17 protein-coding genes, 3 tRNA genes, 3 rRNA genes and 3 pseudogenes are annotated in these 26,448 nt (G+C 49.3%); 7 read left to right on the top strand and 19 right to left on the bottom strand.

Features of this window, described 5'->3' with window-relative positions; genetic code table 11:
* Positions 1–159: 159 nt before the first annotated feature.
* The 3 genes from W01_RS01415 to radC all read right to left on the bottom strand — a co-directional run bounded on the left by W01_RS01415 (position 160) and on the right by radC (position 3,561).
* Positions 160–1,137, bottom strand: a complete 978-nt coding sequence (locus tag W01_RS01415) for a formylglycine-generating enzyme family protein (RefSeq protein ID WP_173051862.1) — start codon at positions 1,135–1,137, stop codon at positions 160–162.
* Positions 1,138–1,361: 224 nt separating this feature from the next.
* On the bottom strand, positions 1,362–2,348 hold the full coding sequence (locus W01_RS01410) for a formylglycine-generating enzyme family protein (protein WP_198421315.1): 987 nt from the start codon (positions 2,346–2,348) through the stop codon (positions 1,362–1,364).
* A 538-nt stretch (positions 2,349–2,886) separates the two neighbouring features.
* Positions 2,887–3,561, bottom strand: a complete 675-nt coding sequence (gene radC, locus W01_RS01405; protein WP_173051861.1) for a RadC family protein — start codon at positions 3,559–3,561, stop codon at positions 2,887–2,889.
* A 70-nt stretch (positions 3,562–3,631) separates the two neighbouring features.
* Here radC and coaBC point away from each other — a divergent pair, with 70 nt between their 5' ends.
* Both coaBC and dut read left to right on the top strand, forming a co-directional pair.
* A complete protein-coding gene (gene coaBC / locus W01_RS01400) occupies positions 3,632–4,831 on the top strand; it encodes a bifunctional phosphopantothenoylcysteine decarboxylase/phosphopantothenate--cysteine ligase CoaBC (protein WP_173051860.1) in 1,200 nt (399 codons plus the stop codon).
* Positions 4,828–5,280, top strand: coding sequence for a dUTP diphosphatase (gene dut, locus W01_RS01395; protein WP_173051859.1), 453 nt, complete (start codon positions 4,828–4,830; stop codon positions 5,278–5,280). Before coaBC ends, dut begins: the two co-directional genes overlap by 4 nt.
* Before the next feature lie 203 nt (positions 5,281–5,483).
* Here the strand turns inward: dut and W01_RS01390 are convergent, their stop codons facing one another.
* From W01_RS01390 to W01_RS01380, 3 genes are all read right to left on the bottom strand, one after another.
* Positions 5,484–6,521 carry a DUF475 domain-containing protein gene (locus W01_RS01390; protein WP_173051858.1) on the bottom strand — a complete coding sequence of 346 codons (1,038 nt, stop codon included), beginning with the start codon at positions 6,519–6,521 and terminating at the stop codon, positions 5,484–5,486.
* A 555-nt stretch (positions 6,522–7,076) separates the two neighbouring features.
* Complete coding sequence (locus W01_RS01385; RefSeq protein WP_173051857.1) at positions 7,077–7,616, bottom strand: ferritin-like domain-containing protein; 540 nt, start codon at positions 7,614–7,616, stop codon at positions 7,077–7,079.
* 73 nt (positions 7,617–7,689) lie between these two features.
* Positions 7,690–8,214: an RNA pyrophosphohydrolase gene (locus tag W01_RS01380; protein ID WP_173051856.1), complete on the bottom strand. Its 525-nt coding sequence runs from the start codon at positions 8,212–8,214 to the stop codon at positions 7,690–7,692.
* Positions 8,215–8,364: 150 nt separating this feature from the next.
* Here W01_RS01380 and W01_RS01375 point away from each other — a divergent pair, with 150 nt between their 5' ends.
* Complete coding sequence (locus tag W01_RS01375) at positions 8,365–10,077, top strand: proline--tRNA ligase (RefSeq protein WP_173051855.1); 1,713 nt, start codon at positions 8,365–8,367, stop codon at positions 10,075–10,077.
* Positions 10,078–10,180: 103 nt separating this feature from the next.
* On the opposite strand, the gene W01_RS01370 is transcribed toward W01_RS01375, so the two are convergent.
* The 13 genes and pseudogenes from W01_RS01370 to W01_RS01310 all read right to left on the bottom strand — a co-directional run bounded on the left by W01_RS01370 (position 10,181) and on the right by W01_RS01310 (position 23,505).
* Positions 10,181–11,137, bottom strand: a complete 957-nt coding sequence (locus W01_RS01370; RefSeq protein WP_173051854.1) for an IS1595 family transposase — start codon at positions 11,135–11,137, stop codon at positions 10,181–10,183.
* Between the two features lie 115 nt (positions 11,138–11,252).
* Positions 11,253–11,588: a cell division protein FtsB gene (gene ftsB / locus W01_RS01365; protein ID WP_173051853.1), complete on the bottom strand. Its 336-nt coding sequence runs from the start codon at positions 11,586–11,588 to the stop codon at positions 11,253–11,255.
* 29 nt (positions 11,589–11,617) lie between these two features.
* Positions 11,618–12,901: a phosphopyruvate hydratase gene (gene eno / locus W01_RS01360; RefSeq protein ID WP_173051852.1), complete on the bottom strand. Its 1,284-nt coding sequence runs from the start codon at positions 12,899–12,901 to the stop codon at positions 11,618–11,620.
* Between the two features lie 18 nt (positions 12,902–12,919).
* The gene (gene kdsA, locus W01_RS01355; protein ID WP_173051851.1) at positions 12,920–13,771 is read right to left on the bottom strand and encodes a 3-deoxy-8-phosphooctulonate synthase; all 852 of its coding nucleotides are present in this window, start codon (positions 13,769–13,771) and stop codon (positions 12,920–12,922) included.
* A gap of 7 nt (positions 13,772–13,778) precedes the next feature.
* The gene (locus W01_RS01350; RefSeq protein ID WP_173051850.1) at positions 13,779–15,443 is read right to left on the bottom strand and encodes a CTP synthase; all 1,665 of its coding nucleotides are present in this window, start codon (positions 15,441–15,443) and stop codon (positions 13,779–13,781) included.
* Positions 15,444–15,546: 103 nt separating this feature from the next.
* Positions 15,547–15,659: ribosomal RNA gene (gene rrf / locus W01_RS01345) — 5S ribosomal RNA — on the bottom strand.
* Between the two features lie 109 nt (positions 15,660–15,768).
* Positions 15,769–18,654, bottom strand: a 23S ribosomal RNA gene (locus tag W01_RS01340).
* A gap of 299 nt (positions 18,655–18,953) precedes the next feature.
* Positions 18,954–19,029: transfer RNA gene (locus tag W01_RS01335), tRNA-Ala, on the bottom strand.
* Positions 19,030–19,165: 136 nt separating this feature from the next.
* A tRNA-Ile gene (locus W01_RS01330) sits at positions 19,166–19,242 on the bottom strand.
* A 111-nt stretch (positions 19,243–19,353) separates the two neighbouring features.
* A 16S ribosomal RNA gene (locus tag W01_RS01325) occupies positions 19,354–20,893 on the bottom strand.
* Together the 16S, 23S and 5S rRNA genes with 3 tRNA genes alongside form the textbook arrangement of a ribosomal RNA operon.
* Positions 20,894–21,119: 226 nt before the next feature.
* A tRNA-Met gene (locus W01_RS01320) sits at positions 21,120–21,196 on the bottom strand.
* A gap of 107 nt (positions 21,197–21,303) precedes the next feature.
* Positions 21,304–22,483, bottom strand: a pseudogene (locus tag W01_RS01315) (helix-turn-helix domain-containing protein).
* A gap of 223 nt (positions 22,484–22,706) precedes the next feature.
* Positions 22,707–23,505 (bottom strand): annotated as a pseudogene (locus W01_RS01310) (IS5 family transposase).
* Positions 23,506–23,689: 184 nt separating this feature from the next.
* Between W01_RS01310 and W01_RS14330 the strand changes: the two are divergent.
* The 4 genes and pseudogenes from W01_RS14330 (at position 23,690) to W01_RS01285 (ending at position 26,378) form a co-directional block, all read left to right on the top strand.
* The gene (locus tag W01_RS14330) at positions 23,690–24,253 is read left to right on the top strand and encodes a tyrosine-type recombinase/integrase (protein WP_256380115.1); all 564 of its coding nucleotides are present in this window, start codon (positions 23,690–23,692) and stop codon (positions 24,251–24,253) included.
* Positions 24,254–24,302: 49 nt separating this feature from the next.
* On the top strand, positions 24,303–24,419 hold the full coding sequence (locus W01_RS14325) for a tyrosine-type recombinase/integrase (RefSeq protein WP_198421415.1): 117 nt from the start codon (positions 24,303–24,305) through the stop codon (positions 24,417–24,419).
* Positions 24,420–24,466: 47 nt separating this feature from the next.
* Positions 24,467–25,361: pseudogene (locus tag W01_RS01290) on the top strand (IS91 family transposase); the annotation flags it as partial.
* A gap of 375 nt (positions 25,362–25,736) precedes the next feature.
* Entirely contained in the window at positions 25,737–26,378 is a 642-nt protein-coding gene (locus W01_RS01285; RefSeq protein WP_173051847.1) for a Clp protease N-terminal domain-containing protein, read from the top strand.
* Positions 26,379–26,448: the final 70 nt, after the last annotated feature.

Below are 26,448 nucleotides of genomic sequence, written 5' to 3'. Positions count from 1 at the left end.
CCTGAACTTTGCATAAAAAAGGGGGTGGATTCAAGTTCGAAGTGAACAACAGAGACAAATATTACAGATCCAGCCACCCAATAGCGCAGCCCGTGATTCCTGCAACGGAACCCAGTGTTCTATCCATCTATTGAATGGCGAGCTCTATAAAATGCTCATTTACGGCAGTGTTCTGGCAACGCGAAACCCAAGGTTGTTAATGCGTTCCGTCGCTTCGATTCCTTCGCGGTAACTTACATTTAGATACTCTGGACCATATTCAAAAGATCCGCCTCGAAGAACCAGCTTTGCACAATCGCCTTCCCGACAACCGTCCGTCCATTGCCAGACGTTACCCAACATGTCATACAGGCCATAGGGATTAGGCTTGAAACTTCCCACTGGCATCGGAACGGATTTTTTTTTCTCAAACTTGTTACCACAACCATGGCAATTGGCATTCTGAAATCCGAGATCATTTCCCCAGTAATACTCAGTGGTCGTACCAGCGCGCGCGGCAATTTCCCATTCATGTTCGCTCGGTAGGCGGTAGCTTTTACCAGTCTTATGCGATAACCATTCAATATAGCTTTGAACATCATTCCAGTTCACATTAACAACAGGCTGCTTGCCACGCCCCCATTCTTCATCTAATGGTTTATAACCATTACAGCCACCTTCTTCCAGGCACGCATCCCATTCATCAAATGTGACAGCATATTTCCCAATCTCAAAATCTGCGCCTGGAATCGGCACCATTTCAGGGCAGGCTGTGCATGCCTTAAGCTTGTCTTCTACACTTTTCTCCTCAGCCTTAGCAGTTTTCAATTGATCAGATTTGACCCGTTTGCCTTCAGCGTTGAGTTTCGGTGCACCCAATAAAACTTCGACCCTTTTTACTACGCCATCGCCTACACGAATTTCTTGCTCAAATATGCGATCACTCAAGGCATCGACTTTCTTTTGCACCTTCAACTTCAGCACGCCCATAGGCACCTTTATATCCAGTGGACATTCGCCCTTAAATTTTCCATTAACCGAAACTTCGGCACCCACGTCATCACCTTTACAGACAACACTCAGTGTGGAGCCAGCCGCATAAACATTAGCGGATAATGTAGCCAAAACTAACAAGAACAAAAAATAAGTTGATTTCATGAAATCTCCGTTAAAAAATAAAAAATGGGCAGACTCTTAAAGCACTCTTGACCTAATTTTAATAAGGTTTGCTTCATTAGTGGATAAGATTTTTAATTAGGATCTAAACTCAGATTTATTTTAGTTTCCCATACTATTCCCATTCAACAACCACCTTTTTATATACTCATATATCTGTCATAAATATTACAAGAAGACTAGGCTCAAACGCTAAGTCATATTTCTTATCTCAGCGTTATAGCAAGTCTAAATCCGCTGATATGGTAACGTTCAGTCACATCATCCTTGAAACGGGTAGCTATGCGAATGTTTGTCGTGGTGTCATTCCAAGAGCCACCACGAAGCACTCGCTTCTTACAGTCCCCCTCCCAGCAACTGTCCGTCCATTGCCAAACATTACCAGACATATCGTATAAGCCAAAACCGTTGGGCTTGAAACTACCAACTGGCGCAGTTGTCCTGTTGTCCCACTTGCTTCCACAAGCATTACAGTTAGCATTAGCGCTAGAGGACGAATCTCCAAAAGGGAAAATACCCCAATAATATTCGGTAGTAGTGCCCGCTCGCGCGGCGATTTCCCATTCCTGTTCAGTCGGCAGACGGTAAGGTTTACCGGTCTTGTTCGATAGCCATTGAATATAAGCCTGAGCATCATTCCAGCTTACATTAATCACAGGACGTGTGTCACGCCCCCATTCCTTATCCGAGGGGCGATAACCGTTACAGCCACCGTCAACCACGCAGGCATCCCAGTCTTGGAACGTGACCGTGTATTTTGCCATGGCGAAATTGGTGCCTGGAATCGGCATCATCTCGGGACATTCAACACATATCTTTTTTTCTTCCTGTAATGTTTTTGCCTTACCTTCCAAAGCTGACATCTTAGGTTTTTGCCGTTTGCCTTTGGCATTAAGCTGCGCCGCACCCAAGATCACATCAACCTTTTTTACTACATCATCACCCATACGAATTTCTTGTTCAAATATTCGATCACTAAAGGCATCGACTTTCTTTTGCACCTTCAGTTTCAATTTGCCAACAGGTACCTTTATGTCTAACGGGCATTCGCCTTTAAATTTGCCGTTGACCAACACTTCTGCCCCCACATCCTCACCTTGACAATTAACACTCAATACGGACCCGGCCGCATATACGTTAATGGATGTCGCGAGAGACATCATTAGCAGGAACAAAATATAAATTGATTTCATAAAATCTCCATTCTAAAAAATTGGGACGCATTGTTATATTCACCCAAGAAAACTGCAAGGAGTATATCTACTTTGTCACTAAATATTTTTCTTTGCTACGAACATATTTATCTTGCATATTGGTATTTCACCCACCACTACTATATTTTTCTTTGACTGATCAAAATAATCTGAGAGTTGGATCTCATTTTGACAAAAAGTTCGTTTTAAACTTCAGGCCAAACAGTAGCGCAATAACAATTTTCTAAAAATAGCCCAGACGACTTACCGTATCCCCACATGTGTAGCAACCGCACCCAGAAGCGCAAACAGATCGAAAAATATTTTGACTAGATGTTAAAGACACTAGCCTGATACGTAAATTATGGCCTCGTGAGCAAAAATTGTTGAACCAGCCATTCCTGTTTCACAACAGCCACGGACTATTCTGGTCAAAATGAAACGTTTATTGGCGTAATACACCATAAATTTGCACAAAGAAGGGGAGTGGGGAAGGATGCTAACTGAGGAAGTTTTCAACAGCCTGTTACACAATCCACTACATCATTCCTCGCTCTGCAAATGACAAGCACCCGGTTCCTGCTACGATAAAGTGATCCAGCACGCGCACATCCACCAACGCGAGCGCCTGTTTAAGCGTGTCTGTGAGCAAGCGGTCTGACTGACTGGGTTCCGCCACGCCTGAAGGGTGATTATGCGCTAAGATGACTCCAGCCGCGTTGTGATGTAATGCACGTTTAACCACTTCGCGCGGATACACGCTGGTTTGGGTGAGCGTGCCGTGGAACATTTCCTCTGATGCAATCACACGGTTTTGTGCGGTGAGGAAGACAACCAGGAACACTTCCTGCTCACGGCCACTTAAAAGCAATCGCAGATAATCACGTACCGCGCCCGGTGAGTTCAGCGCATCACCCATGCACATTACCTCTTGCAAGGCACGCCGCGACATTTCCAGCACAGCCTGCAACTGAGCATATTTGGCCTGCCCCATACCGTATATGGTGCAAAACTCTTCTTCGCTAGCGGCGAATAAACGGGTAAGTGTGCCAAACTGAGTAAGCAAATCACGTGCCAAATCCACCGCACTTTTACCCACTACACCGGTGCGCAGAAATATTGCCAGCAGCTCGGCATCAGAGAGTGAGGCTGCACCGCGCTGGATTAACTTTTCCCGCGGCCGTTCACCCTCAGGCCAATTATTAATTCCCATTGCTCTCCCTTGCCGAAGCATGGTGGTTTTTTGATATGGAACAGCAGTTTTTGCTAAGATGCACAGCATTATGGAACAAATTCAAACAAAGCGTATTGTACTTGGCCTTACCGGGGGTATTGCCGCCTATAAAGGCGCCGAATTAACTCGCCTATTGGTCAATCAGGGCATGCAGGTACAGGTTGCGATGACTGAAGCTGCGTGTCATTTCATCACGCCGATCACCATGCAGGCGCTATCCGGCAAACCGGTATTCACCAATCAGTGGGGCGAGCACACTGCCAATCATATGGCACACATCAATCTAAGCCGTGCCACCGATGCCATCATGATCGCGCCGGCCACAGCTGATTTCATCGCCAAGCTGGCGCACGGCTTGGCCGATGACCTACTTTCGGCGTTATGTCTGGCCCGCAATTGTCCATTACTGGTCGCCCCTGCAATGAATCGACAAATGTGGGAAAGCCCAGCCACGCAACGCAATATCCAACAGCTCATTGCTGATGGTGTAACTATTTTAGGTCCTACCAGCGGTATGCAAGCATGTGGCGAAGAAGGAATGGGACGCATGCAAGAACCCACAGAGTTGGCACGCGCTTTGCTCGCCTTTTTTCAACCAAAATTATTATCCGGCGTGAAAGTTCTGCTGACTGCCGGGCCGACCTACGAAGCAATAGACGCAGTACGCGGCATTACCAATCGCAGTTCAGGCAAGATGGGCTATGCCATCGCGCAGGCTACGCTGGAATTGGGTGCAGAGGTGACATTGATTTCTGGTCCTACAGCTTTATCCAGCCCCAATGGTGTCGCGCTGGTGAATGTCACCAGCGCGACGGAAATGTTCAAGGTAGTCCAAAAACATGTCCCGGATGCCGATATTTTCATTGGCGTGGCAGCCGTAGCCGATTATCGCGTAGCACAACCGACCGAACAGAAAATCAAGAAGAGTACTGGCGGACTAACGCTGGAACTATTACCCAATCCAGATATTCTGGGATATGTTGCCGAACTTCCAAAGCCACCATTCTGTGTGGGTTTCGCAGCCGAAAGCCACAATCTACACGAATACGCTGCAACTAAGCGCAAAACCAAGAAAATCCCCCTACTCGCAGCCAATTTAGTGCAACAAGCAATTGGAGCAGATGACAACGAGCTGATTTTATTTGACGATACGGGCGAGCATGTATTACCGCGCGCGGATAAGCTCACACTGGCGCGAGCTTTGTTGCAACACATAGCCAAACTTTACCGGCAAGGAAATAAATTATGAAAAAAACAGTAGATGTGAAAATTCTCGACCCACGCTTGCATGAGCACCCCCCTGCTTATGCCACGCCTGGATCCGCGGGAATAGATTTGCGCGCCTGTATTGACCAGAGCATAGTCATTCAGCCCGGTCAATGCGAACTTATCCCAAGCGGCATTGCAATTCACCTAGCCGATCCGCAGTGCGCCGCGATGATCTTGCCGCGCTCCGGGCTTGGACACAAACAGGGAATTGTACTGGGCAATTTAGTCGGATTAATCGATTCCGACTATCAAGGACAGATATTCATTTCTATCTGGAACCGTGGACAACACCCGTTCACTCTGATGCCTTTGGAACGCATAGCGCAAATGGTTATCGTGCCAATACTGCAAATGCAGCTCAATATCGTCACGGATTTTCCCTTGAGCCAGCGCGGAAGTGACGGTTTCGGCAGTACCGGCAAAAATTGATGATGTCTTAAGGAAGCGTTGATTAACTCGCGCTTCAGAATTTCGCATATTTAAAAATCAATTAGTTATGCGCTAAATTCCGCGAAATTTTGAATTAATCAGCGTCTCCTTAACAAATACGGCCTACGAATCACGAGCTGGATAAACGCAACTTATTACAACGTAAGAAAACCGCTTTAGCCGAGCTTTTTTGCGATGGTTTGTTACTTATTTAGTTGCTTGAGACGCCTGTAGCGCAATGAAGACCATAGAGCGGCAGCAATAAAAGCCACACCTATGAAACCGGTGAAAATTTCAGGGATATGAAACTTCATACTAACGAGCATGATGACAGCCAGGATTCCGATCGCATAATGCGCGCCATGCTCAAGATACACATACGCATCAAGGGTTTCTTTACGTACCAAAAATACAGTCATTGAACGCACAAACATCGCGCCAATGCCAAGGCCAATCATAATAATGACAATATCCTTGGTAATGGCAAATGCCCCGATCACCCCATCAAAAGAAAAGGAAGCATCCAGTACCTCAAGATAGAGAAAGCCACCTATCCCGCCGCGCTTTATAACATCGCCAATTTTTGCGTCATCTTCTTCCTTTTCAAGAAAACTGCTAATCACATCTACGCCCACGTAGGACAGCACACCCCAAAGGCCTGCGACTAATACCACCAGTTTCTTGCCCTCCTCGACCATGGACAAACTGGCCAACAATGTGCCCAGCGCGATCATTACCGAGATTGACGCCACCTTACCAAAGGTGGCAATTTTTTCCTCAATATGACCAAGCCAATGTAACTCTTTTTTAGAGTCCAGCAGAAAATTAAGAAATACCAGCAATAAAAAAATTCCTCCAAACGCGGCCACTTCAGCATGATGGTTAGTCAAATGAAGTGCATATTCATCAGGATTATGCAGCCCCATATCCCACACCTCCATTAGTCCGAGGTCAGCCGCGAGCGCAACAATCACAAGAGGAAAAAGTAATCGCATGCCAAAGACAGCGATCAGCATTCCAATCGTCAGGAAAATGTCCTGCCAGAATTTGTTCCAGTTTTTCAGTACAGATGCATTGACGACAGCATTGTCAAAGGAAAGTGAGACTTCCATGACACAGAGAATAGTAGCAATCCCAAGCGCTTCAAGTGCGACCACCCAACCACCCCGGCTATAACCCCACCATGCCGCAAGCCCAATACCCACAAAAGCAATAAAAAATGAAACTCTAAAATAGCGCATATTTTCCCTCTTCAAAACCCTATCTCACAGTGCAATAGCCAATGAATACTTAATATAGTGCACTTTTTCGAAAAATATCTAATGGAATTATGAATCCCAGCGCTATAACTGACAGCCATATAAACAGCGTGAAGCTTTAATAAAACTTAGTTAAAACCAATCGTTCAAATTAAGGTAATTACTACTTAAGATTTTAATAACCTTAACTTATCCAACTATCCTACGGATTTGAGCAATAATATTGCACCAATTTATCGAGCGCCGCAGTAAGGCTAAGAGATTAATTAAGTTACGTAGACTAACCTTAAGGTAGGTAAAAACTATCTTCGCCATCTGCCGATAGTTAACCACCCGAAGAAAAATTCGAAGTTAAACGGATATACTAAGCCCGCCCTGAGCCATCTGACAATGCTCCACGCGGGGCTTGTCTTGAATTTCAAGTCAGCTTGCCAAGTTGAATTACTATCTTTGTGGAAGAAACAAGTTCAGGATTGATTGAAACGCTCATAAACATAAATCAGATGCATCCCCATTTCTACTCATACAGCACCACTTTCACCCTCCCATCTCTGCCAAGAGACTGGACAAATCGTCGGCATGTTCTTCCTCCATCGCCAAGATGGATTCCAACATACGCCGCGTAGTAGGGTCGTCGTTACCCAAGTAGCTAATCATTTCACCGTAGCTATCAATGGCAATACGCTCAGCAATGAGATCTTCGCGAATCATTTCAAGCAAGTCATCACCATCGTGATATTCGGAATGGCTACGCGTAGCCAGCCCCTCAGGAGAGAAGTTCGGTTTTCCACCCAATTGCACAATGCGCTGAGCAATCTGGTCAGCATGCACCTGTTCTTCAGTGGCATGTTGCAAGAACTCGGCAGCCACACTCTGCGCATTGATACCTGTAGCAGTATAGTAATGCCGTTTATATCGCAACACGCAAACAATCTCTGTAGCCAGCGCCTCGTTTAACAGATCGACAATAGTATCACGGTCACCACGATATCCAGCAGTAACAGCCCCCTGCTCTATGTGCTGTCGAGCACGTTCACGCAGGGTTTTAATATCGGTCAAAAAAGATTTGTCTGCCATATTTACCTCCTTTAAATTTCAATTGTCATCGATTACCGATGATTAATTCTTATTTAAAAAGCACGGTGTTTGCTCAAACATTACTAGAAACTTTCTTGGACGCATCCCAACCAGAAAAATTGTTGGCTGGCGGCAAATAGCGTACTAATTCATTCAATGCCAAACGGTAAACATCCCGTTTAAACTCAATCACACTTTCCATCTCAACCCAATAATCGTTCCAACGCCAAGCATCAAACTCGGGATGAACAGAAGTACGCAAACACACATCACAGTCGCGTCCAACCAGTCGCAGCAAAAACCATATCTGCTTCTGTCCCTTGTAACTGCCACGCCACTCACGTTTAACCCAATGTTGCGGCACCTCATAACGTATCCACTCACGCGTACGGCCAAGTATTTGGACATGACAAGACTGCAAACCTACTTCTTCCTGCAATTCGCGATACATCGCTTGTTCCGGTGTTTCACCACACTGAATGCCACCTTGCGGGAATTGCCACGCATGCTGCCTGATGCGCTTGCCCCAGAATACCTGATTCTTAGCGTTGGACAGAATGATGCCGACGTTGGGGCGATAACCATCCCGATCAATCATCTTCGCCACCTGTTTAATAATTTACATAGAGTGGATTTTTTCACATTTCACACTATATTGAAAGCCGTCTCATCACAATCGGTGCAGCATGCTTACTTCGTTCGCTGTAAAATTAGCACTCTGATAATTCGAATTGGCAAACATACCATCATGCGCGTTTCACAATTTTTCATCTCCACCCAAAAAGAAGCCCCCTCCGAAGCCGAACTAGTCAGTCATCGTTTGATGTTACGTGCCGGCTACATCAAGAAACTAGCCAGCGGCCTGTACACCTGGATGCCGTTGGGACTACGCGTATTGCGAAAAGTGGAAGCCGTGGTACGCGAGGAAATGAATAATGGAGGTGGCATTGAACTGCTAATGCCCGCCATACAGCCAGCCGAACTTTGGCAAGAAACCGGACGCTGGGAAGTATTTGGGCCACAAATGCTCAAAATTAAAGATCGCCATGATAATTTATTTTGTTTTGGCCCCACTCACGAAGAAGTTATTACTGACATCGCACGCCGTGAAATAAAAAGTTATCGTCAGTTACCCGTGAATTTCTACCAAATCCAGACCAAGTTCCGGGACGAGGTGCGTCCCCGTTTTGGTGTGATGCGTGCACGCGAATTTGTAATGAAAGATGCTTATTCATTCCATGCCAGCTTCAGCAGCCTAGAACAAACCTACCAAGTGATGTACGACACTTACAACCGCATTTTCACCCGTCTTGGCCTCCAATTCCGAGCGGTTGCGGCAGATACAGGCGCCATAGGCGGTAGTGGCTCGCATGAATTCCATGTGCTAGCCGATTCCGGCGAAGACGGATTAGCATTTTGTCCCACTTCCGATTATGCTGCCAATGTGGAACTGGCTGAGGCCATCGCACCAAGCACCTTACGCGCGACTGCCAGCGAAAATTTGCAAAAAGTCATTACGCCCGGGCAAAAATCCATCGAAAGCGTCGCCACTTTCTTGAATGTGACGCCGCAACAAGTATTAAAGACAATCGCTGTAATGGATACCGGTGACAACTTTACCCTGCTCCTACTGCGCGGAGATCATATGCTGAACGAAATCAAAGCTACCAAGATCCTGGGCGAATTCCGCTTCGCCAGCGACGATGAAATCCATCAGAACATGGGCTGTCGTATGGGTTACATTGGTCCGGTCAATACCATCGTGCGCATCTTAGCTGATCATGCTGCTGCTGCCATGAGTAATTTTGTCTGCGGAGCCAATGACGACGGCTTTCACTACACTCACGCAAACTTTGGACGCGACATCAGCTTGGACGAAACCAAGGTATATGATCTCCGCAACGTAGTCGCCGGTGATCCCAGCCCCGATGGAAAAGGCACGCTGGAACTCTGTCGCGGAATCGAAGTTGGTCACATTTTCCAGTTGCGCACAACGTATTCCGAAGCGCTCAATGCAAATTACCTCGATGAAAACGGCAAATCTCAATTCATTGAAATGGGTTGTTATGGTATCGGTGTTTCGCGCATCGTCGCTGCCGCAATAGAACAGAATTATGACGAGCGCGGCATTACCCTGCCTGCAACCATGGCTCCGTTCCAAGTAGCACTTGCTCCAATCGGCATTAATAAGAGCGAGGCCGTACGCCTAGCGACAGCACAGCTTTACACTGACATTGGCGCAGCAGGAATAGAAGTATTGCTTGATGACCGTAACGAACGTCCAGGCGTAATGTTTGCTGATTTAGAGCTCATTGGCATTCCACATCGTATCGTAATCGGAGATCGCGGTCTCAGCCAAGAAGTACCTATGGTTGAGTACAAGGGACGGCGCGATGAAGAAGCGCAACAAATCCCGTTACAAGATATTGTTAAGTTTATACAACTAACCTCACCTCAATAAAATTCTCATCGAAATGCAGTCCTACTGTAATAAATACGTTTTAACGCATGAAGCAAGAACGGACCGCATACTTTAAATTAGGCTGTGCTCGCAAATCATGTTGTTAGACCGTTTCACTGATCGCCATAGCCAGCCACTGCTGGGGTTTCGGGCTATTGCCTTTTTCACGGTCAAGGGCACGAAACCAGCCGGGATAGTTGGGCAAGTAGCAGGTGGCCACACCGCGAAACTTTTGTATCCAGGCTTTGAGCCGGCTGTGATAAGCGTTGACGTTCTGCACGTGCCAAGCACCGTCGACGCGGATGCCTGCTGACAGGTTGACAGCGTGATGCTCGATACCCAATTTACGTGCTGCGCCGGCAAACGCCTTGCTACCGTCGGTACAGAGTACAACCTCTTTCGCCAAGAACGGTTTCAGCGCAACAGACAACGTTGCCATGTCCATTGCCTTCAGCACACAATCCATCGTCGCACCGGCACGATCACGAGCAACCAGTACCGGCACCTGTTCGTGCGAGAGGCCGCGCTGGGTAGCTTTCCCGCCGCGCTTTCGTGCCTTGCGATCCAGACCGCTCCGCTTTCCCTTGAACGACAGCAAAAACATTGTTTCGTCAGCCTCGGCAATGCCAGTCAGTGCCTGCGGCTGGACGGTCTTGGGTACCGCCAGAAAGCGATGCCGCCAGCGGTGTGCGGTGCTGAGGTGAATTCGCAAGGCACGGGCAGTCTCTCGCAGCGTCTGACCGTCGTGCAGTGCCTGCGCCTGGTCAAGCCACTTGCCCCGCTTATGCAACCGGTTCAACGGAGTGCCGGTCAGGGCACTAAACGTCTTGCAGCACTCCCGACAACGATAGCGTTGCAATCCGTTGGCGTGGCCGTTCCGAATCACGTGCATCGACTTACAGTGCGGGCACGTCGCGCCACATGCGAAGCGCCCCTCGATAAGCATAGTCGATGCCGGCTGCGCGTCCAGCGCTGCCAATTCAACCGCTACACGCTTACGCTGAGCGGGCGTCAGTTGCCGTAACGCGGCAGTGATTCGTTTCAACTCCGGCCTTCTCATTTCTGCCTCCTGCATGAACCGGTGCACATGCACCGTGACATACAGTATGCACGTCGGAGTGGCTCACCAGATGAGCTACCAACATGAGTTACGAACACAGCCATTTTTTATACGGTTATTTCAGAAGCACACCGCTAGCTGCCCTGACATCAAGCCCTGCTGACGCAGGCAATAGCGAATGATCACCCACTATCTGAAAGAAGATTTCATCACGCTTGACCATACCCAGCTCATTACGAGCACGTTCTTCTACGGCTTCTGTACCTTGCTTTAGATCGCGCACCTCGGCATCCAGCACTGCATTGCGCGCTTGGGTCTTTTGATTTATATTTTTTTGTTCATCAACTTGGCGGGCAAGATCCCAAACTTTCAACCAGCTACCCTTCCCAAGCCACAGCGGATACTGCAATAGCAGTAGCAAAGATATCAGTATCAGCGAGACCCAGCGCATTTATATTAAATTAGGATCAAGCGCAAAGCCTATGCTAATTGGTGGTATGCATCACGTCCAGGATAATATGCGCTGTCGCCCATGTCTTCTTCAATACGTAACAGCTGGTTATACTTGGCTATTCGGTCGGAACGTGACAGCGAACCGGTTTTTATTTGCAGAACGTTGGTGCCCACGGCAATATCGGCAATCATAGTATCTTCAGTCTCCCCAGAACGGTGCGAGATCACTGCGGTATAGCCCGCGCGCTTAGCCATCTCGATGGCGGCGAAAGTTTCAGTCAGCGTGCCGATCTGATTTATTTTAATCAGAATAGAATTTGCCAAACCCTGACGAATTCCTTCGCGCAATATCTTGGTATTAGTTACGAAGACATCATCACCTACCAGTTGCACATTTTTTCCCAAACGCTGGGTCAATAGTTTCCAGCCAGTCCAATCATGCTCACTCATTCCATCTTCTATACTAATTAACGGATATTTATCAGTCCATTTGGCAAGGTAATCAACAAACTGCGCGGATGTCAGCTTGATACCTTCTGATTCCAGATGATACAGGCCGTCCTTATAGAACTCGGAACTAGCGCAATCCACACCGATAGCCACATCCATACCGGGCACATAACCTGCGGCCTCTATCCCTTCGATAATCAACTGCAATGCAGCTTCGTTATTCGGCAGATTGGGGGCGAAACCACCTTCGTCCCCAACGGTAGTTGGCATGCCCTTGCTGTCAATCAGCCCCTTTAACGCGTGAAATATTTCTGCTCCACAACGCAACGCCTCGCGGAAGCTAGCCGCACCAACCGGAATAATCATGAATTCCTGCATGTCAATATTATTGTTGGCGTGTGCACCGCCATTAATGATATTCATCATCGGAACGGGCATTCCCATTCGCGCCGCGCCACCCAGATAACGGTACAACGGTAAGCCAGATTCTTCCGCTGCGGCCTTGGCCACTGCCATAGATACCGCTAAGATGGCATTTGCACCGAGACGAGATTTATTTTCGGTACCATCAAGATCAATCATAGTCTGATCAATAAACGCCTGCTCGGCAACATCCAAGCCGATGATAGCTTCGGCGATTTCGGTGTTAACGTTCTCCACCGCTTTCAACACGCCCTTACCATAGTATCGTTGTTTATCGTCATCACGCAGCTCAACGGCTTCTTTGTCTCCGGTTGATGCACCGGATGGTACTGCAGCACGCCCCATAATGCCTGATTCCAACAACACATCCGCCTCGACCGTGGGATTGCCACGGGAATCCAAAATCTCACGCGCTATAACATCTACAATTGCACTCATAACTTATTCCTTCATTCACTAAACATTACTCAAGTCTATGCTTTCTTCAATTAAACCTTGCTTCTTGACTGCCTCATCCAAAATTTTCAAAGTGTGCAACAGTACCTCCAGATGTCCAAGCGGAAAGGCATTCGGCCCATCCGACAATGCCTGCGCCGGATTGGGATGCGTTTCCATAAACAGCCCGGAAATGCCTGCCGCTACTGCCGCCCGCGCCAGTACTGGCACGAATTCGCGCTGTCCGCCGCTTATTGTGCCCTGCCCGCCCGGCAACTGCACTGAATGCGTGGCATCGAATACAACCGGACAACTGGTATTACGCATTACTGCTAAGGAACGCATGTCTGACACCAGATTGTTATAACCAAATGATGCACCGCGCTCACACACCATGATGTTATCCAAACCGCTAACCTCACGTGCCTTTACGACCACGTTTTGCATGTCCCATGGCGATAGAAATTGCCCTTTCTTTATGTTCACCGGTCGTCCAGCACTTGCCACGGCTTGAATGAAATCGGTCTGACGACAAAGAAAGGCAGGTGTTTGCAGAACATCAACCACTGTGGCAACTGACGCAATTTCCTCAATATTATGCACATCGGTTAGCACCGGTACGCCAATTTGAGTTTTCACCTTGTCCAGAATTTTCAGGCCCGCATCCATTCCAAAACCACGAAAGGATTTGCCCGAACTGCGATTGGCCTTGTCGTAAGATGACTTGTAAATAAATGGGATGCCCAGCTTCAGACAAATCTCCTTGATTTGTCCCGCAGTATCCAACGCCAATTGCTCGGACTCAATCACACAAGGTCCTGCAATTAGGAACAATGGCTTATTCAGGCCGACTTCAAAATTACATAGTTTCATATGGCCGCTATTTTTTTACAGAAAGCGTTGACTTATGACATTCAATAGCCGCTTCAACAAACGTTTTAAAAAGGGGATGACCTTCGCGCGGTGTGGAAGTAAATTCAGGATGGAACTGTACGCCAATAAACCACGGATGCATAGTTTGCGACAATTCCATAATCTCCGGTAAAGCCTCGCTCGGCGTGCGTGCAGAAATTACCAGCCCAGCTTTCTCAAGCGCGGGTACATAGTAGTTATTAACCTCATAGCGATGGCGGTGGCGTTCATTGACTTCAGCACCGTAGATAGTCGCAGCCAAGGTGTCCAGTTTGATTGGACAGCGCTGCGCACCCAAGCGCATGGTGCCGCCAAGATCGGAATCCGTACTGCGAATTTCGACCTTGCCGTCACTGTCTCGCCATTCGGTAATAAGCGCTACTACCGGATGTTCTGTTTCTAGGTTAAATTCAGTGCTGTTTGCATCCATCATGCCTGCCACGTGACGCGCATATTCGATCACCGCAAGCTGCATGCCCAGACAAATACCAAGGTAAGGCAGTTTATTTTCGCGGGCATAGCGTATCGCAGCAATTTTCCCCTCGGTGCCACGCTTGCCAAAACCGCCTGGAACTAGAATCGCATCGAGATTTTTCAGACCGTCTACACCACCGCTTTCGAGCACTTCTGAATCAATATATTCAATATTGACGCGCGTAGAAGTGTGTATGCCCGCATGGCGCAAAGCTTCGATGAGAGATTTGTATGATTCAGTCAATTCAACATATTTACCGACCATGCCAATAGTAATTTCATGCTGCGGATGTTCTAATGCATGGACAAGCTTGGCCCAGACTGACAAATCAGCAGGTGGAAGATGGGACCACCCCAGTTGCTCGCAGACAATACGATCCAAACCCTGCTCATGCAACATCTGCGGAACTTTATAGATGCTATCTACATCCCACATTGAAATCACAGCCTCTTCACGCACATTAGAAAACAATGAAATTTTGGCACGCTCTTCGTCAGGAATCGGACGATCTGCGCGGCATAGCAAAGCGGTGGGGAAAATGCCAATCTCACGTAGCTTTTGTACACTATGTTGAGTCGGCTTGGTTTTTAATTCACCCGCGCTGGCAATGTATGGCACCAACGTCAAGTGGACATAAGCGGTGTCACTACGGCCATGGCGCAATCCCATCTGCCGGGCAGCTTCCAAAAATGGCAAAGATTCAATATCCCCTACCGTTCCGCCAATTTCGACAATCGCCACATCGGCATTGCCATCATACGAAGCCGCCGCACCACGTTCAATGAATGCATTAATTTCATTCGTTATGTGTGGAATGACCTGCACAGTCTTCCCAAGGTATTCGCCGCGACGTTCTTTACGGATCACGCTGTCATATATCTGCCCTGTTGTAAAATTGTTCGCTTTGCGCATCTTGGCTGAAACGAAACGTTCGTAGTGTCCTAGATCCAGGTCCGTTTCTGCACCATCCTCTGTAACAAATACCTCACCGTGCTGGAAGGGGCTCATGGTACCTGGATCAACATTTATGTAAGGATCCAGCTTAAGTAGCGTTACTTTAAGGCCGCGCGATTCAAGAATCGCCGCGAGTGAAGCCGCTGCAATGCCCTTGCCTAAGGAGGACACCACGCCACCGGTAATAAAAATATATTTAATCATAAGGTGCGATGATACTGTAAATCCTTATCACTCTCAAAACGAAAGCTTTTGATAGACTAAAACGACAAAGCCCTCACTGGGAGGGCTTTGTTGTTTGTAAGGAGTCTGACGATGACCTACTTTCACATACGTATGTACACTATCATCGGCGCAAAGTCGTTTCACTGTCCTGTTCGAGATGGGAAGGAGTGGGACCAACTTGCTATGGTCGTCAGACATAACTGTCGACTAACTGGCTATCTGATTAAACAGATAATCAATCAGCCATCAACTGGAAGAAGTAATTGGTTTTGATTGCAACGCTACTTGTAATATTTAATGTTATAGGGTCAAGCCTCACGGGCAATTAGTATCAGTTAGCTTAACGCATTACTGCGCTTCCACACCTGACCTATCAACGTGGTGGTCTTCCACGACCCTTCAGGGGGATCAAGTCCCCAGGGAAATCTCATCTTAAGGCGAGTTTCCCGCTTAGATGCTTTCAGCGGTTATCTCTTCCGGATTTAGCTACCCGGCAATACGACTGGCGTCATAACCGGTACACCAGAGATCCGTCCACTCCGGTCCTCTCGTACTAGGAGCAGGTCCCTTCAAATTTCCAGCGCCCACGGCAGATAGGGACCAAACTGTCTCACGACGTTTTAAACCCAGCTCACGTACCACTTTAAATGGCGAACAGCCATACCCTTGGGACCGACTACAGCCCCAGGATGTGATGAGCCGACATCGAGGTGCCAAACTCCCCCGTCGATATGAACTCTTGGGAGGAATCAGCCTGTTATCCCCAGCGTACCTTTTATCCGTTGAGCGATGGCCCTTCCATACAGAACCACCGGATCACTATGACCTGCTTTCGCACCTGCTCGACTTGTCAGTCTCGCAGTCAAGCATCCTTTTGCCATTGCACTATCAGTACGATGTCCGACCGTACCTAGGATACCTTCGTACTCCTCCGTTACTCTTTGGGAGGAGACCGCCCCAGTCAAACTGCCTACCATGCAATGTCCCCGATCCGGATTACGGACCTAGGTTAGAACCTCAAACACATCAGGGTGGTATTTCAAGGTTGGCTCCACGACGTCTGGCGACACCGCTTCAAAGCCTCCCACCTATCCTACACAGATCTGTTCAAAGTCCAATGCAAAGCTACAGTAAAGGTGCATGGGGTCTTTCCGTCTAGCCGCGGGTAGATTGCATCTTCACAAACATTTCAACTTCGCTGAGTCTCGGGTGGAGACAGTGTGGCCATCGTTACTCCATTCGTGCAGGTCGGAACTTACCCGACAAGGAATTTCGCTACCTTAGGACCGTTATAGTTACGGCCGCCGTTTACCGGGGCTTCAATCAAGAGCTTGCACCCCATCATTTAACCTTCCGGCACCGGGCAGGAGTCACACTCTATACGTCCACTTTCGTGTTTGCAGAGTGCTGTGTTTTTATTAAACAGTCGCAGCCACCATTTCACTGCAACCCCATCGAGCTTCGGACGCGAAGTCCTACACTCTACCGGGGCGCACCTTCTCCCGAAGTTACGGTGCAAATTTGCCGAGTTCCTTCACCCGAGTTCTCTCAAGCGCCTTAGAATTCTCATCCTGCCCACCTGTGTCGGTTTGCGGTACGGTCTCTATACAACTGAAGCTTAGTGGCTTTTCTTGGAAGCTTGGTATCAGCAACTTCGCGCCAAAATGGCACTCGTCATCACGTCTCAGAATTGACCTCCCGGATTTACCTAAGAGATCTCCCTACACGCTTAAACCAAGACGTCCAACACTTGGCTTGCCTAACCTTCTCCGTCCCCACATCGCATTGTATTGAGGTACAGGAATATTAACCTGTTTCCCATCGACTACGCATTTCTGCCTCGCCTTAGGGGCCGACTCACCCTGCGTCGATGAACGTTGCACAGGAAACCTTGGGCTTTCGGCGAGGGAGCCTTTCACTCCCTTTATCGCTACTCATGTCAGCATTCGCACTTCTGATACCTCCAACAGCCTTCTCAAGCTGCCTTCGCAGGCCTACAGAACGCTCTCCTACCATATGTACAAGTACATATCCGCGATTTCGGTGCATAGTTTGAGCCCCGTTACATCTTCCGCGCAGGACGACTCGATCAGTGAGCTATTACGCTTTCTTTAAATGATGGCTGCTTCTAAGCCAACATCCTGACTGTTTTAGCCTTCCCACTTCGTTTTCCACTTAACTATGTCTTGGGGACCTTAATCGGCGGTCTGGGTTGTTTCCCTTTCGACACCGGACGTTAGCACCCGATGTCTGTCTCCCATGCTCGCACTTCTCGGTATTCGGAGTTTGCAATGGTTTGGTAATCAGCAATAGACCCCTAGCCATGACAGTGCTCTACCCCCGAGAGTGATACATGAGGCACTACCTAAATAGTTTTCGGAGAGAACCAGCTATTTCCAAGTTTGTTTAGCCTTTCACCCCTATCCACAGCTCATCCCCTAATTTTTCAACATTAGTGGGTTCGGACCTCCAGTGAGTGTTACCCCACCTTCATCCTGGCCATGGATAGATCACTTGGTTTCGGGTCTACACCCAGCAACTATCGCCCTTATCAGACTCGCTTTCGCTGCGCCTCCCCTATTCGGTTAAGCTCGCTACTGAATGTAAGTCGCTGACCCATTATACAAAAGGTACGCAGTCACGGAACAAGTCCGCTCCCACTGTTTGTATGCATGCGGTTTCAGGATCTATTTCACTCCCCTTCCGGGGTTCTTTTCGCCTTTCCCTCACGGTACTGGTTCACTATCGGTCGATTACGAGTATTTAGCCTTGGAGGATGGTCCCCCATATTCAGACAGGATTTCTCGTGTCCCGCCCTACTTGTTCCAACCCTATTTCCACTCCTGAATTTTCGCGTACGGGGCTATCACCCACTATGGCCAGACTTTCCAGACTGTTCCACTAATTCAGAAGCTAAAGGTTGCAGGCTCCTCCGATTTCGCTCGCCACTACTCTCGGAATCTCGGTTGATTTCTTTTCCTCCGGCTACTTAGATGTTTCAGTTCACCGGGTTCGCTCTACCTGACCTATGTATTCAGTCAGGAGTGACCCTTGCGGGCCGGGTTTCCCCATTCAGATATCTACGGATCAAAGCTTTATTGCCAGCTCCCCGTAGCTTTTCGCAGGCTTACACGTCTTTCGTCGCCTGTAATCGCCAAGGCATCCACCACATGCACTTATTCGCTTGACCCTATAACATTAAACCCTCAGTCTTTTAGAGACCAAGGTTTTTCGTTACAAGTTTTTTTGTCTTGCGTTTGTGACCGCTTCCATCCGACTTGAATGGTTACGGTTTGATACAATCAAAACCCAAGTTTTTCATACACACGCATTAACAGGTTGCCCCATTAACGCTTGTGCGTGAATCACTTTTTTACTTCTTCCAGATTTTTAAAGAACTACAAAAAACTACTATTAGCAAAAGCCAATATCAAAACAAATAGCTTGGATATAGGTTCTCACTTGTAACGTTGTAAATATTACAATAAATGGTGGAGGATGACGGGATCGAACCGACGACCCCCTGCTTGCAAAGCAGGTGCTCTCCCAGCTGAGCTAATCCCCCGCTAAACTTTGACAGCTTGCGCAACTCTACGTTGCTCGGCAAATCGTGTACATCTGTACACATCGCAGCCTCGCTGCCTTGATTTGCTTGGCTTTCAAATTTTGCCGAATAATTCTTTCAAATTACCAGGCAAAACTGGTGGGTCTGGTAGGACTCGAACCTACGACCCCTGCGTTATCAACACAATGCTCTAACCAGCTGAGCTACAGACCCAAATACAGCCCGTAGCCGGTAGAGTGTAGCAACGTCAACTGCTACCAGCTACTCGCTACTAGCTTTATAGACAACCGATGAGTGTGGATACGTACGCCAAGGCTTCTCTAGAAAGGAGGTGATCCAGCCGCACCTTCCGATACGGCTACCTTGTTACGACTTCACCCCAGTCACGAACCCTACCGTGGCAACCGCCCTCCTTACGGTTAGGCTAGCTGCTTCTGGTAGAACCCGCTCCCATGGTGTGACGGGCGGTGTGTACAAGACCCGGGAACGTATTCACCGCGACATGCTGATCCGCGATTACTAGCGATTCCGACTTCATGGAGTCGAGTTGCAGACTCCAATCCGGACTACGATCGGCTTTCTGAGATTAGCTCCCCCTCGCGGGTTGGCAACCCTCTGTACCGACCATTGTATTACGTGTGAAGCCCTACCCATAAGGGCCATGAGGACTTGACGTCATCCCCACCTTCCTCCGGTTTGTCACCGGCAGTCTCATTAAAGTGCCCAACTAAATGATGGCAATTAATGACAAGGGTTGCGCTCGTTGCGGGACTTAACCCAACATCTCACGACACGAGCTGACGACAGCCATGCAGCACCTGTGTCCAGGCTCCCTTTCGGGCACCAAGCCATCTCTGGCAAGTTCCTGGCATGTCAAGGGTAGGTAAGGTTTTTCGCGTTGCATCGAATTAATCCACATAATCCACCGCTTGTGCGGGTCCCCGTCAATTCCTTTGAGTTTTAATCTTGCGACCGTACTCCCCAGGCGGTCAACTTCACGCGTTAGCTGCGGTACTAAGGAAGTCTCCTCCCCCAACACCTAGTTGACATCGTTTAGGGCGTGGACTACCAGGGTATCTAATCCTGTTTGCTCCCCACGCTTTCGTGCATGAGCGTCAGTATCGACCCAGGGGGCTGCCTTCGCCATCGGTATTCCTCCACATATCTACGCATTTCACTGCTACACGTGGAATTCTACCCCCCTCTGCCGTACTCTAGCCTTGCAGTCACAAATGCAGTTCCCAGGTTAAGCCCGGGGATTTCACATCTGTCTTACAAAACCGCCTGCGCACGCTTTACGCCCAGTAATTCCGATTAACGCTCGCACCCTACGTATTACCGCGGCTGCTGGCACGTAGTTAGCCGGTGCTTCTTCTTCCGGTACCGTCATCCACACAGGGTATTAACCCGTGCGTTTTCTTTCCGGCTGAAAGAGCTTTACAACCCGAAGGCCTTCTTCACTCACGCGGCATGGCTGGATCAGGCTTGCGCCCATTGTCCAAAATTCCCCACTGCTGCCTCCCGTAGGAGTCTGGACCGTGTCTCAGTTCCAGTGTGGCTGGTCGTCCTCTCAGACCAGCTACGGATCGTCGCCTAGGTGAGCCTTTACCTCACCTACTAGCTAATCCGATATCGGCCGCTCCGAAAACGCGAGGTTCTTACGAATCCCCCGCTTTCCCCCTTAGGGCATATGCGGTATTAGCGTAACTTTCGCTACGTTATCCCCCATTTCCGGGTACGTTCCGATATATTACTCACCCGTTCGCCACTCGCCACCAGGGTTGCCCCCGTGCTGCCGTTCGACTTGCATGTGTAAAGCATGCCGCCAGCGTTCAATCTGAGCCAGGATCAAACTCTTCAGTTCAATCTCTATGCTTTTTTGATCTACCCTCTCAGGTAAATCGATCTCACTCAAAGCGAATCAATATTTCATTTTTTCAACTTCGTGTGAGGTACTGCTTTTATGTCTTGAGTCATGACAGCCATGCGAACTAATTCGCATATCTACCAATACCTCAGCGCATGTACCCACACTCGTCGGTTGTCTGTAAACTTTTAAAGAACGGGCTGCCTAAATGCATTTGCATAAATGGTTGCGGGGGCAGGATTTGAACCTACGACCTTCGGGTTATGAGCCCGACGAGCTGCCAGACTGCTCCACCCCGCGTCAGCTAAGAAGTGAAACTATAGCAAAACAGACAGAACTCGTCAAACGTTATTCAATGTTATTGTCAACGCTAAATAGAAATGTCCGGTTTTCCTGTTTTTTCTTTGCTACGTCGTAGCGCGTTGCCCGTTGTGGGCGGACTTGCCGACGGGCCTGTTTCTCCAGGGATGATTCGGTGCGGGTTTGTGTCCCGTGTTGCGTCGCGCCACTGCTTAGCCATTTGTGCATTGACCGATTTTCCGTCTGCTACGGGTGACTGTTGCTGCGGTTTGTCCATCACGCCATAGGTCAGTTTGCGCTTCTTCCAGAGCAGTTCTTGGCTTCCGTCAAAGTACTCGTGTATCGTACCCTTGTGCTCCCTGCAATCCCAGCCCTGTCCCGGTGGTGGCGACTTGTAGCAGCTGGTTTTCATGCGGGCAAGATAGGTTTTTCGAAAGCGTTTTTGCCACATGAACTGACAGGGTGCGCAGCAAGGAGGCCCGTGTGCCTGGATAGGCCAAATGCGCGTCAAACGTGTCTTTGGATACGACTGCAAAACGCCTGTTGAAGTCCTTGATGTAGCCTGGCAACCAAGTGTTTGCGCTGTCCATGTCGTTGATGCCCGCCAGTCGCATTTCCTTGATCAGCCTGTCTTGTAAAGTCTGATTAACGCGCTCCACACGCCCTTTGGCTTGCGGGCTGTGAGCGTGAATACATTCCGTGCCGCCCGCGAAAATTGTGTTTCGGCCTCAGGATCGGCCTCTTTGGCGTTGATGCGGAAGATGCTGTGTTTGTCGCTGTAGAGCGCCACAGGCAGTCCGTGCGCCAGAATGTGGTCGTGCAGCACATGCATATAGCCCAGCGTGGTTTCGGTCGGCGCAAAGCGCAACTGTGTTAATCGTCCGGTGGCATCGTCAATGAATACCAGCAACGTGCAATCTGCGCCACCTTTCTTGGGGCGCCAATAGCCCGCTTGGATCATCATCTGGCGCGTACTCTCGACAGAGAGCTTAATGCCATGCAACTCGGCAAGTTTTTCGCAAGCCAGTGTCGGCACGACATCCCGGTAGTGCGTGCCCCCCGATGAGATCAATGACTTGAGCGCGAATGGCTTCATCCAGCCGCCGGTTTGAGGCCCTGCCGCGCTTCTTGCTGACCAACCCCCAAGCCCGCCGTCTGATAACGTTTGGTCAGGCGGCGCACTTGGCGGGTAGTGATACCCAGTCGCTTCGACGCCTCTTGTTGGCTGATTTTATCCTCTTTCAACAGCTCCAATACCTGTGCTTGTTTCACTTCTCGTTGGCTCATGAGTTTGTCCATTTTCAATATATCCGTCACTGTTATTAACAGGGGGAAGTTTAATCACCAGCGGACATTTCTATTTGGGAGAAAGCGGACATTACTACTTTGCGTTAACAACGTTATTCAATGTTATCCTATTTAGCGTATCAGTATTACTTGGTCGCAAGTGTAATTTGCGTTTACCCATTTCAATGCGGGTAATAGCCAAGCCACTTAATTAAGAACGTGTTTACGATCTTCTAAGCAGCAGCCCCAGAAATGCAAGGTGGATAAACTGCAGGCTGATGTTGAGCTTTCGCTCGCAGTTCTTCCACAGCCTCCTATTCTTCTCCACCCAGGCAAAGCTGCGCTCCGCCACTCAGCGCTTGGGAATCACCGCGAACTTGTGCAGTTCACTGCGCTTGGCAATCTGCACCGTGACAACCTGGCCCAGTATCTCCTGCACGCCTTGCGCGAAGGGCTGGCCCATATAACCGCTGTCGGCCAACACGCTTTGAATCTTGCTCAGATTCGCCTTGCAATGGCGCATCGCCTGTAGGGCACCTTTGCGATCCGTTACTTCGGCAGTGGTGACGGCAACGGCATGGGGTAATCCCTGCGTGTCCACTGTAATGTGGCGCTTGATGCCTGAGACTTTCTTGCCCGCGTCATAGCCCTTGCTCCCGGCTGTGTCCGTGTTCTTCACGCTCTGCGCGTCCACAATCAATAGTGTGGGCATGGCGCTGCGCACCTGTTTCTTGCGGGCCGCGCCAACCTGATTTTTTTAACGCCCGCTCCAGCACGCTGATATCGTGCTCGTCGGGCTTGCTCCACTTGGCAAAGTAGGCGTACACCGTCTGCCATTTCGGAAACTCACTGGGCAGAAATCTCCACTGGCAGCCCGTGCGCAGTACATACAACACCGCACAAAACACCTCGTACAAATCCACCGTCGTGGGCTTGGTACGTCGACGCACGCTAGCCAGCAGTGGCTCTATCTCCGCAAATTTTTCCCGACTGATGTCGCTGGCGTATTTCTTCTCTCTCATAGCTATAGTTTAAGGGAGGTTCCTTAGATCGTAAACATGTTCTAAGACGGCGTTTTTTTCTGGTCTGTCCAATTACTGGATCACGTGGTTGGACGAAGCCGCTATCGCGGAGAAATGCTCCTCATCAATTTGATTCAAAGCCATAATTCCTCCTCACCCCGCAAGGAATTTTTTACACTTTAGCATGAGGAGAATAATTACGATGAAACACGAATATCCGCAACCATTTGCGCGGAATTATGAGAGTCTGCTCAAGCGCTTGAAGCTGCGCGGTATGCAGCCTTTGTACGGGCTGAAGTTTTACTACGCCCATGTGTTGGACCAACCCTGGCCCGGAGCCGAGTTGACCAAAGCGCCCAAGGTGTCGCGTCTGCCGGATATCGTGACGGTGGCGCAGATGCAGCAGATCATTAACGCGACGCGGGTACTCAGCTATCGGGTGTTCTTTTTTACCCTGTACAGCATGGGCTTGCGCCTTGGGGAAGGATTGCAGTTGCGGGTGGGCGATCTCGATGCACAGCAGATGCGGGTGCATGTTCGTGATGCCAAGGGCAACCGGGATCGGCTGGTGCCACTGCCCACCCACACGCTGGAAGTATTGCGCGCGTTCTGGAAGAACACCGCAACCCGGTGCTGTTGTTTCCCAGCCGCCAAAAAGGCCTCGCAGACGCAGCCAGCGCCGCGACGCACATGGATCGTGGTGGGGTGCAACAAGCGTTGCGCCAAGTCACGGCGCAGATCGGTTTAAAAAAAGAATTACGCCGCATTGCCTGAGGCACAGCTATGCCACCCATCTGATGGAAGCGGGTGTTGACCTGCTCGAAGTGCAAAAAATCCTCGGTCACCACTCGGTGATCACCATCAGCCGCTACACCCATCTCACCGATCAGCTCAAAGAATCCGCCGAAGCCTAGATCAACAATCTAATGGGCCAGATTCAGGTCGGCTGGAACAGGGTCGTATGATGCGCCTCGCCGATATTGTGTCCCAGTACACCCCCGCCCTGCTCGAACAATACGGTCACGAACTGCTGTCCAGCCAGCGCAAAGCGTTGAGCGTGTTCCAACTGTGCCGTAGCGCCAGCGCGCCCAAAATGCTGCTGTCCTGCGACGGCTGTGAACAGGGATGATGGATGCCGCATTCTTGTGGCAACCGGCACTGCCCTCATTGGCAGGTCTACGAATCGCAGCGCTGGATCGACAAGCAGTTGCAGAAATTGGTACCAGGTGAGTATTTCATGGTCACATTCACCTTGCCCGCACAATTTCGTGCGCTGGTCTGGCGGCATCAGCGTGAGCTGTATGAACTCATCAGCAGCAATGCCTGGGCCACGGTGAACACCTTCAGCCAGAACGACAAAAAACTGCGTGGGACTACGGGCGCGGTGACGGTGTTGCACACGCACAACCGCCGTCTGGATTTCCACCCGCACGTGCATCTGGTGATGACAGCGGTCGCGTTCGATGCCAGACAGCGGCTGTGGCGCAACAAGAACTCGGGCTACCTGTTCTGTCACAAAGCGCTGGCCAAATTGTTCCGCGCCAGGATACTGGGCGGCATCAAACAGGCGGGATTAAAACTGACCGGGCAATATCCAGAAGAATGGGGGGGGGCATTGCAAGGCGGTGAGTTCGGGGCAGAAGGCATTGGTGTATCTGGGGCGGTATTTATATCGCGGGGTATTGCCCGAAAAGAGCATCGTTGCAAACCGCGATGGCAACGTCACGTTCCGCTACCAGAACAGCGAAACCCGCAAGATGGAAACGCGTACCCTGAGCGGCGTGACGTTCCTGCACACAATCCTGCTGCATCTCCTGCCAAAGGGATTCAGGCGGGCGCGCAATTTCGGTTTCCTGCAGGCTCAACTCATCCTAAAAACGGCTGAAAACGGATAAAACAGCCACTTTTGGTACTGACATTGGCGGTGTTTTTATGTTGAAAGTGGCTTTTTAAAAGACTCTGGGCATCTCAGTCATTCGATGCGAGGCCGGATTGGGGAGATATTTGCATAGCGTTTGTGAGCCAGCCGGGCTCGTCCAACAAACGGTTCAGATCGTGGCTCGCTTCGCGATCACGATCTAACCTTAATCGTTAGAGTTTTCATTTGCCCGCCACATATTCTTCGTAATATACTAAAATGTGGTCACCCATCGAAATCATGATGTAGCACAGGTTTCGGCATGCGCCAAACAGCAATAACATTCGCTAAAAATCAACTGGAGGAAACATCAATGTGGAAACTTTATCGGGCAGATCTGCTTGGAAAAGAACTTGAAACCAACCTACGCCAAATCATCATTGAAGCGCGCGCAAAGCGGCATAAAGCCCTCTCAGTGGAGCATTTGCTGCTGGCCATGTTGGATAATGCTTCAGCGGTAGAGGTATTGCAGTCCCGCGGGGTAAATATTGAAGAGTTGCGCATCTTACTAATTGACTTTGTTGAGAAAAACACACCTGTCGTACCTGATAGCGAGGAAATTAATACACAGCCTACACTTGCCTTTCACCGTGTAACCCAAAGCGCAATCCTGGATGTGAAATCAACTAACAAAAAAGAAGTATCAGGCAGAAATATTCTGGTTTTCTTACTTAATGAATATGATTCCCATGCTGTATCCCTCTTGAACCAGCGCGCCATATACACGCTGGATGACAGCACAAAAAAGAACGATAACAGCGCAGTTTCTAACGTATATAGCAATGCGCCTAGCGTTGATCCTCACGACGTACACCGTGCTGCCAAGAATGAATCGCTACTGGCCGCCGGATTGATGCCAAAAGTGAGCATAGATGAGACTGGCGCAAACCTGGGCTACTATAGTGCCGACTTGGGAGGCGACACGCTGGCTGCGTTGGCTAATGCAGCACGTTAATGATTGTATAGAATAGTTAAAGTAGGTATTTGCGTTGAAATCAGTCTGACGCAAATACCTCATGCCAGAT

The sequence above is a fragment of the Candidatus Nitrotoga sp. AM1P genome (assembly GCF_013168275.1).
GTDB lineage: Bacteria > Pseudomonadota > Gammaproteobacteria > Burkholderiales > Gallionellaceae > Nitrotoga.
Note: the sequence above shows the minus strand (reverse complement) of the source record. Positions and strands in the feature narration are given on the sequence as shown.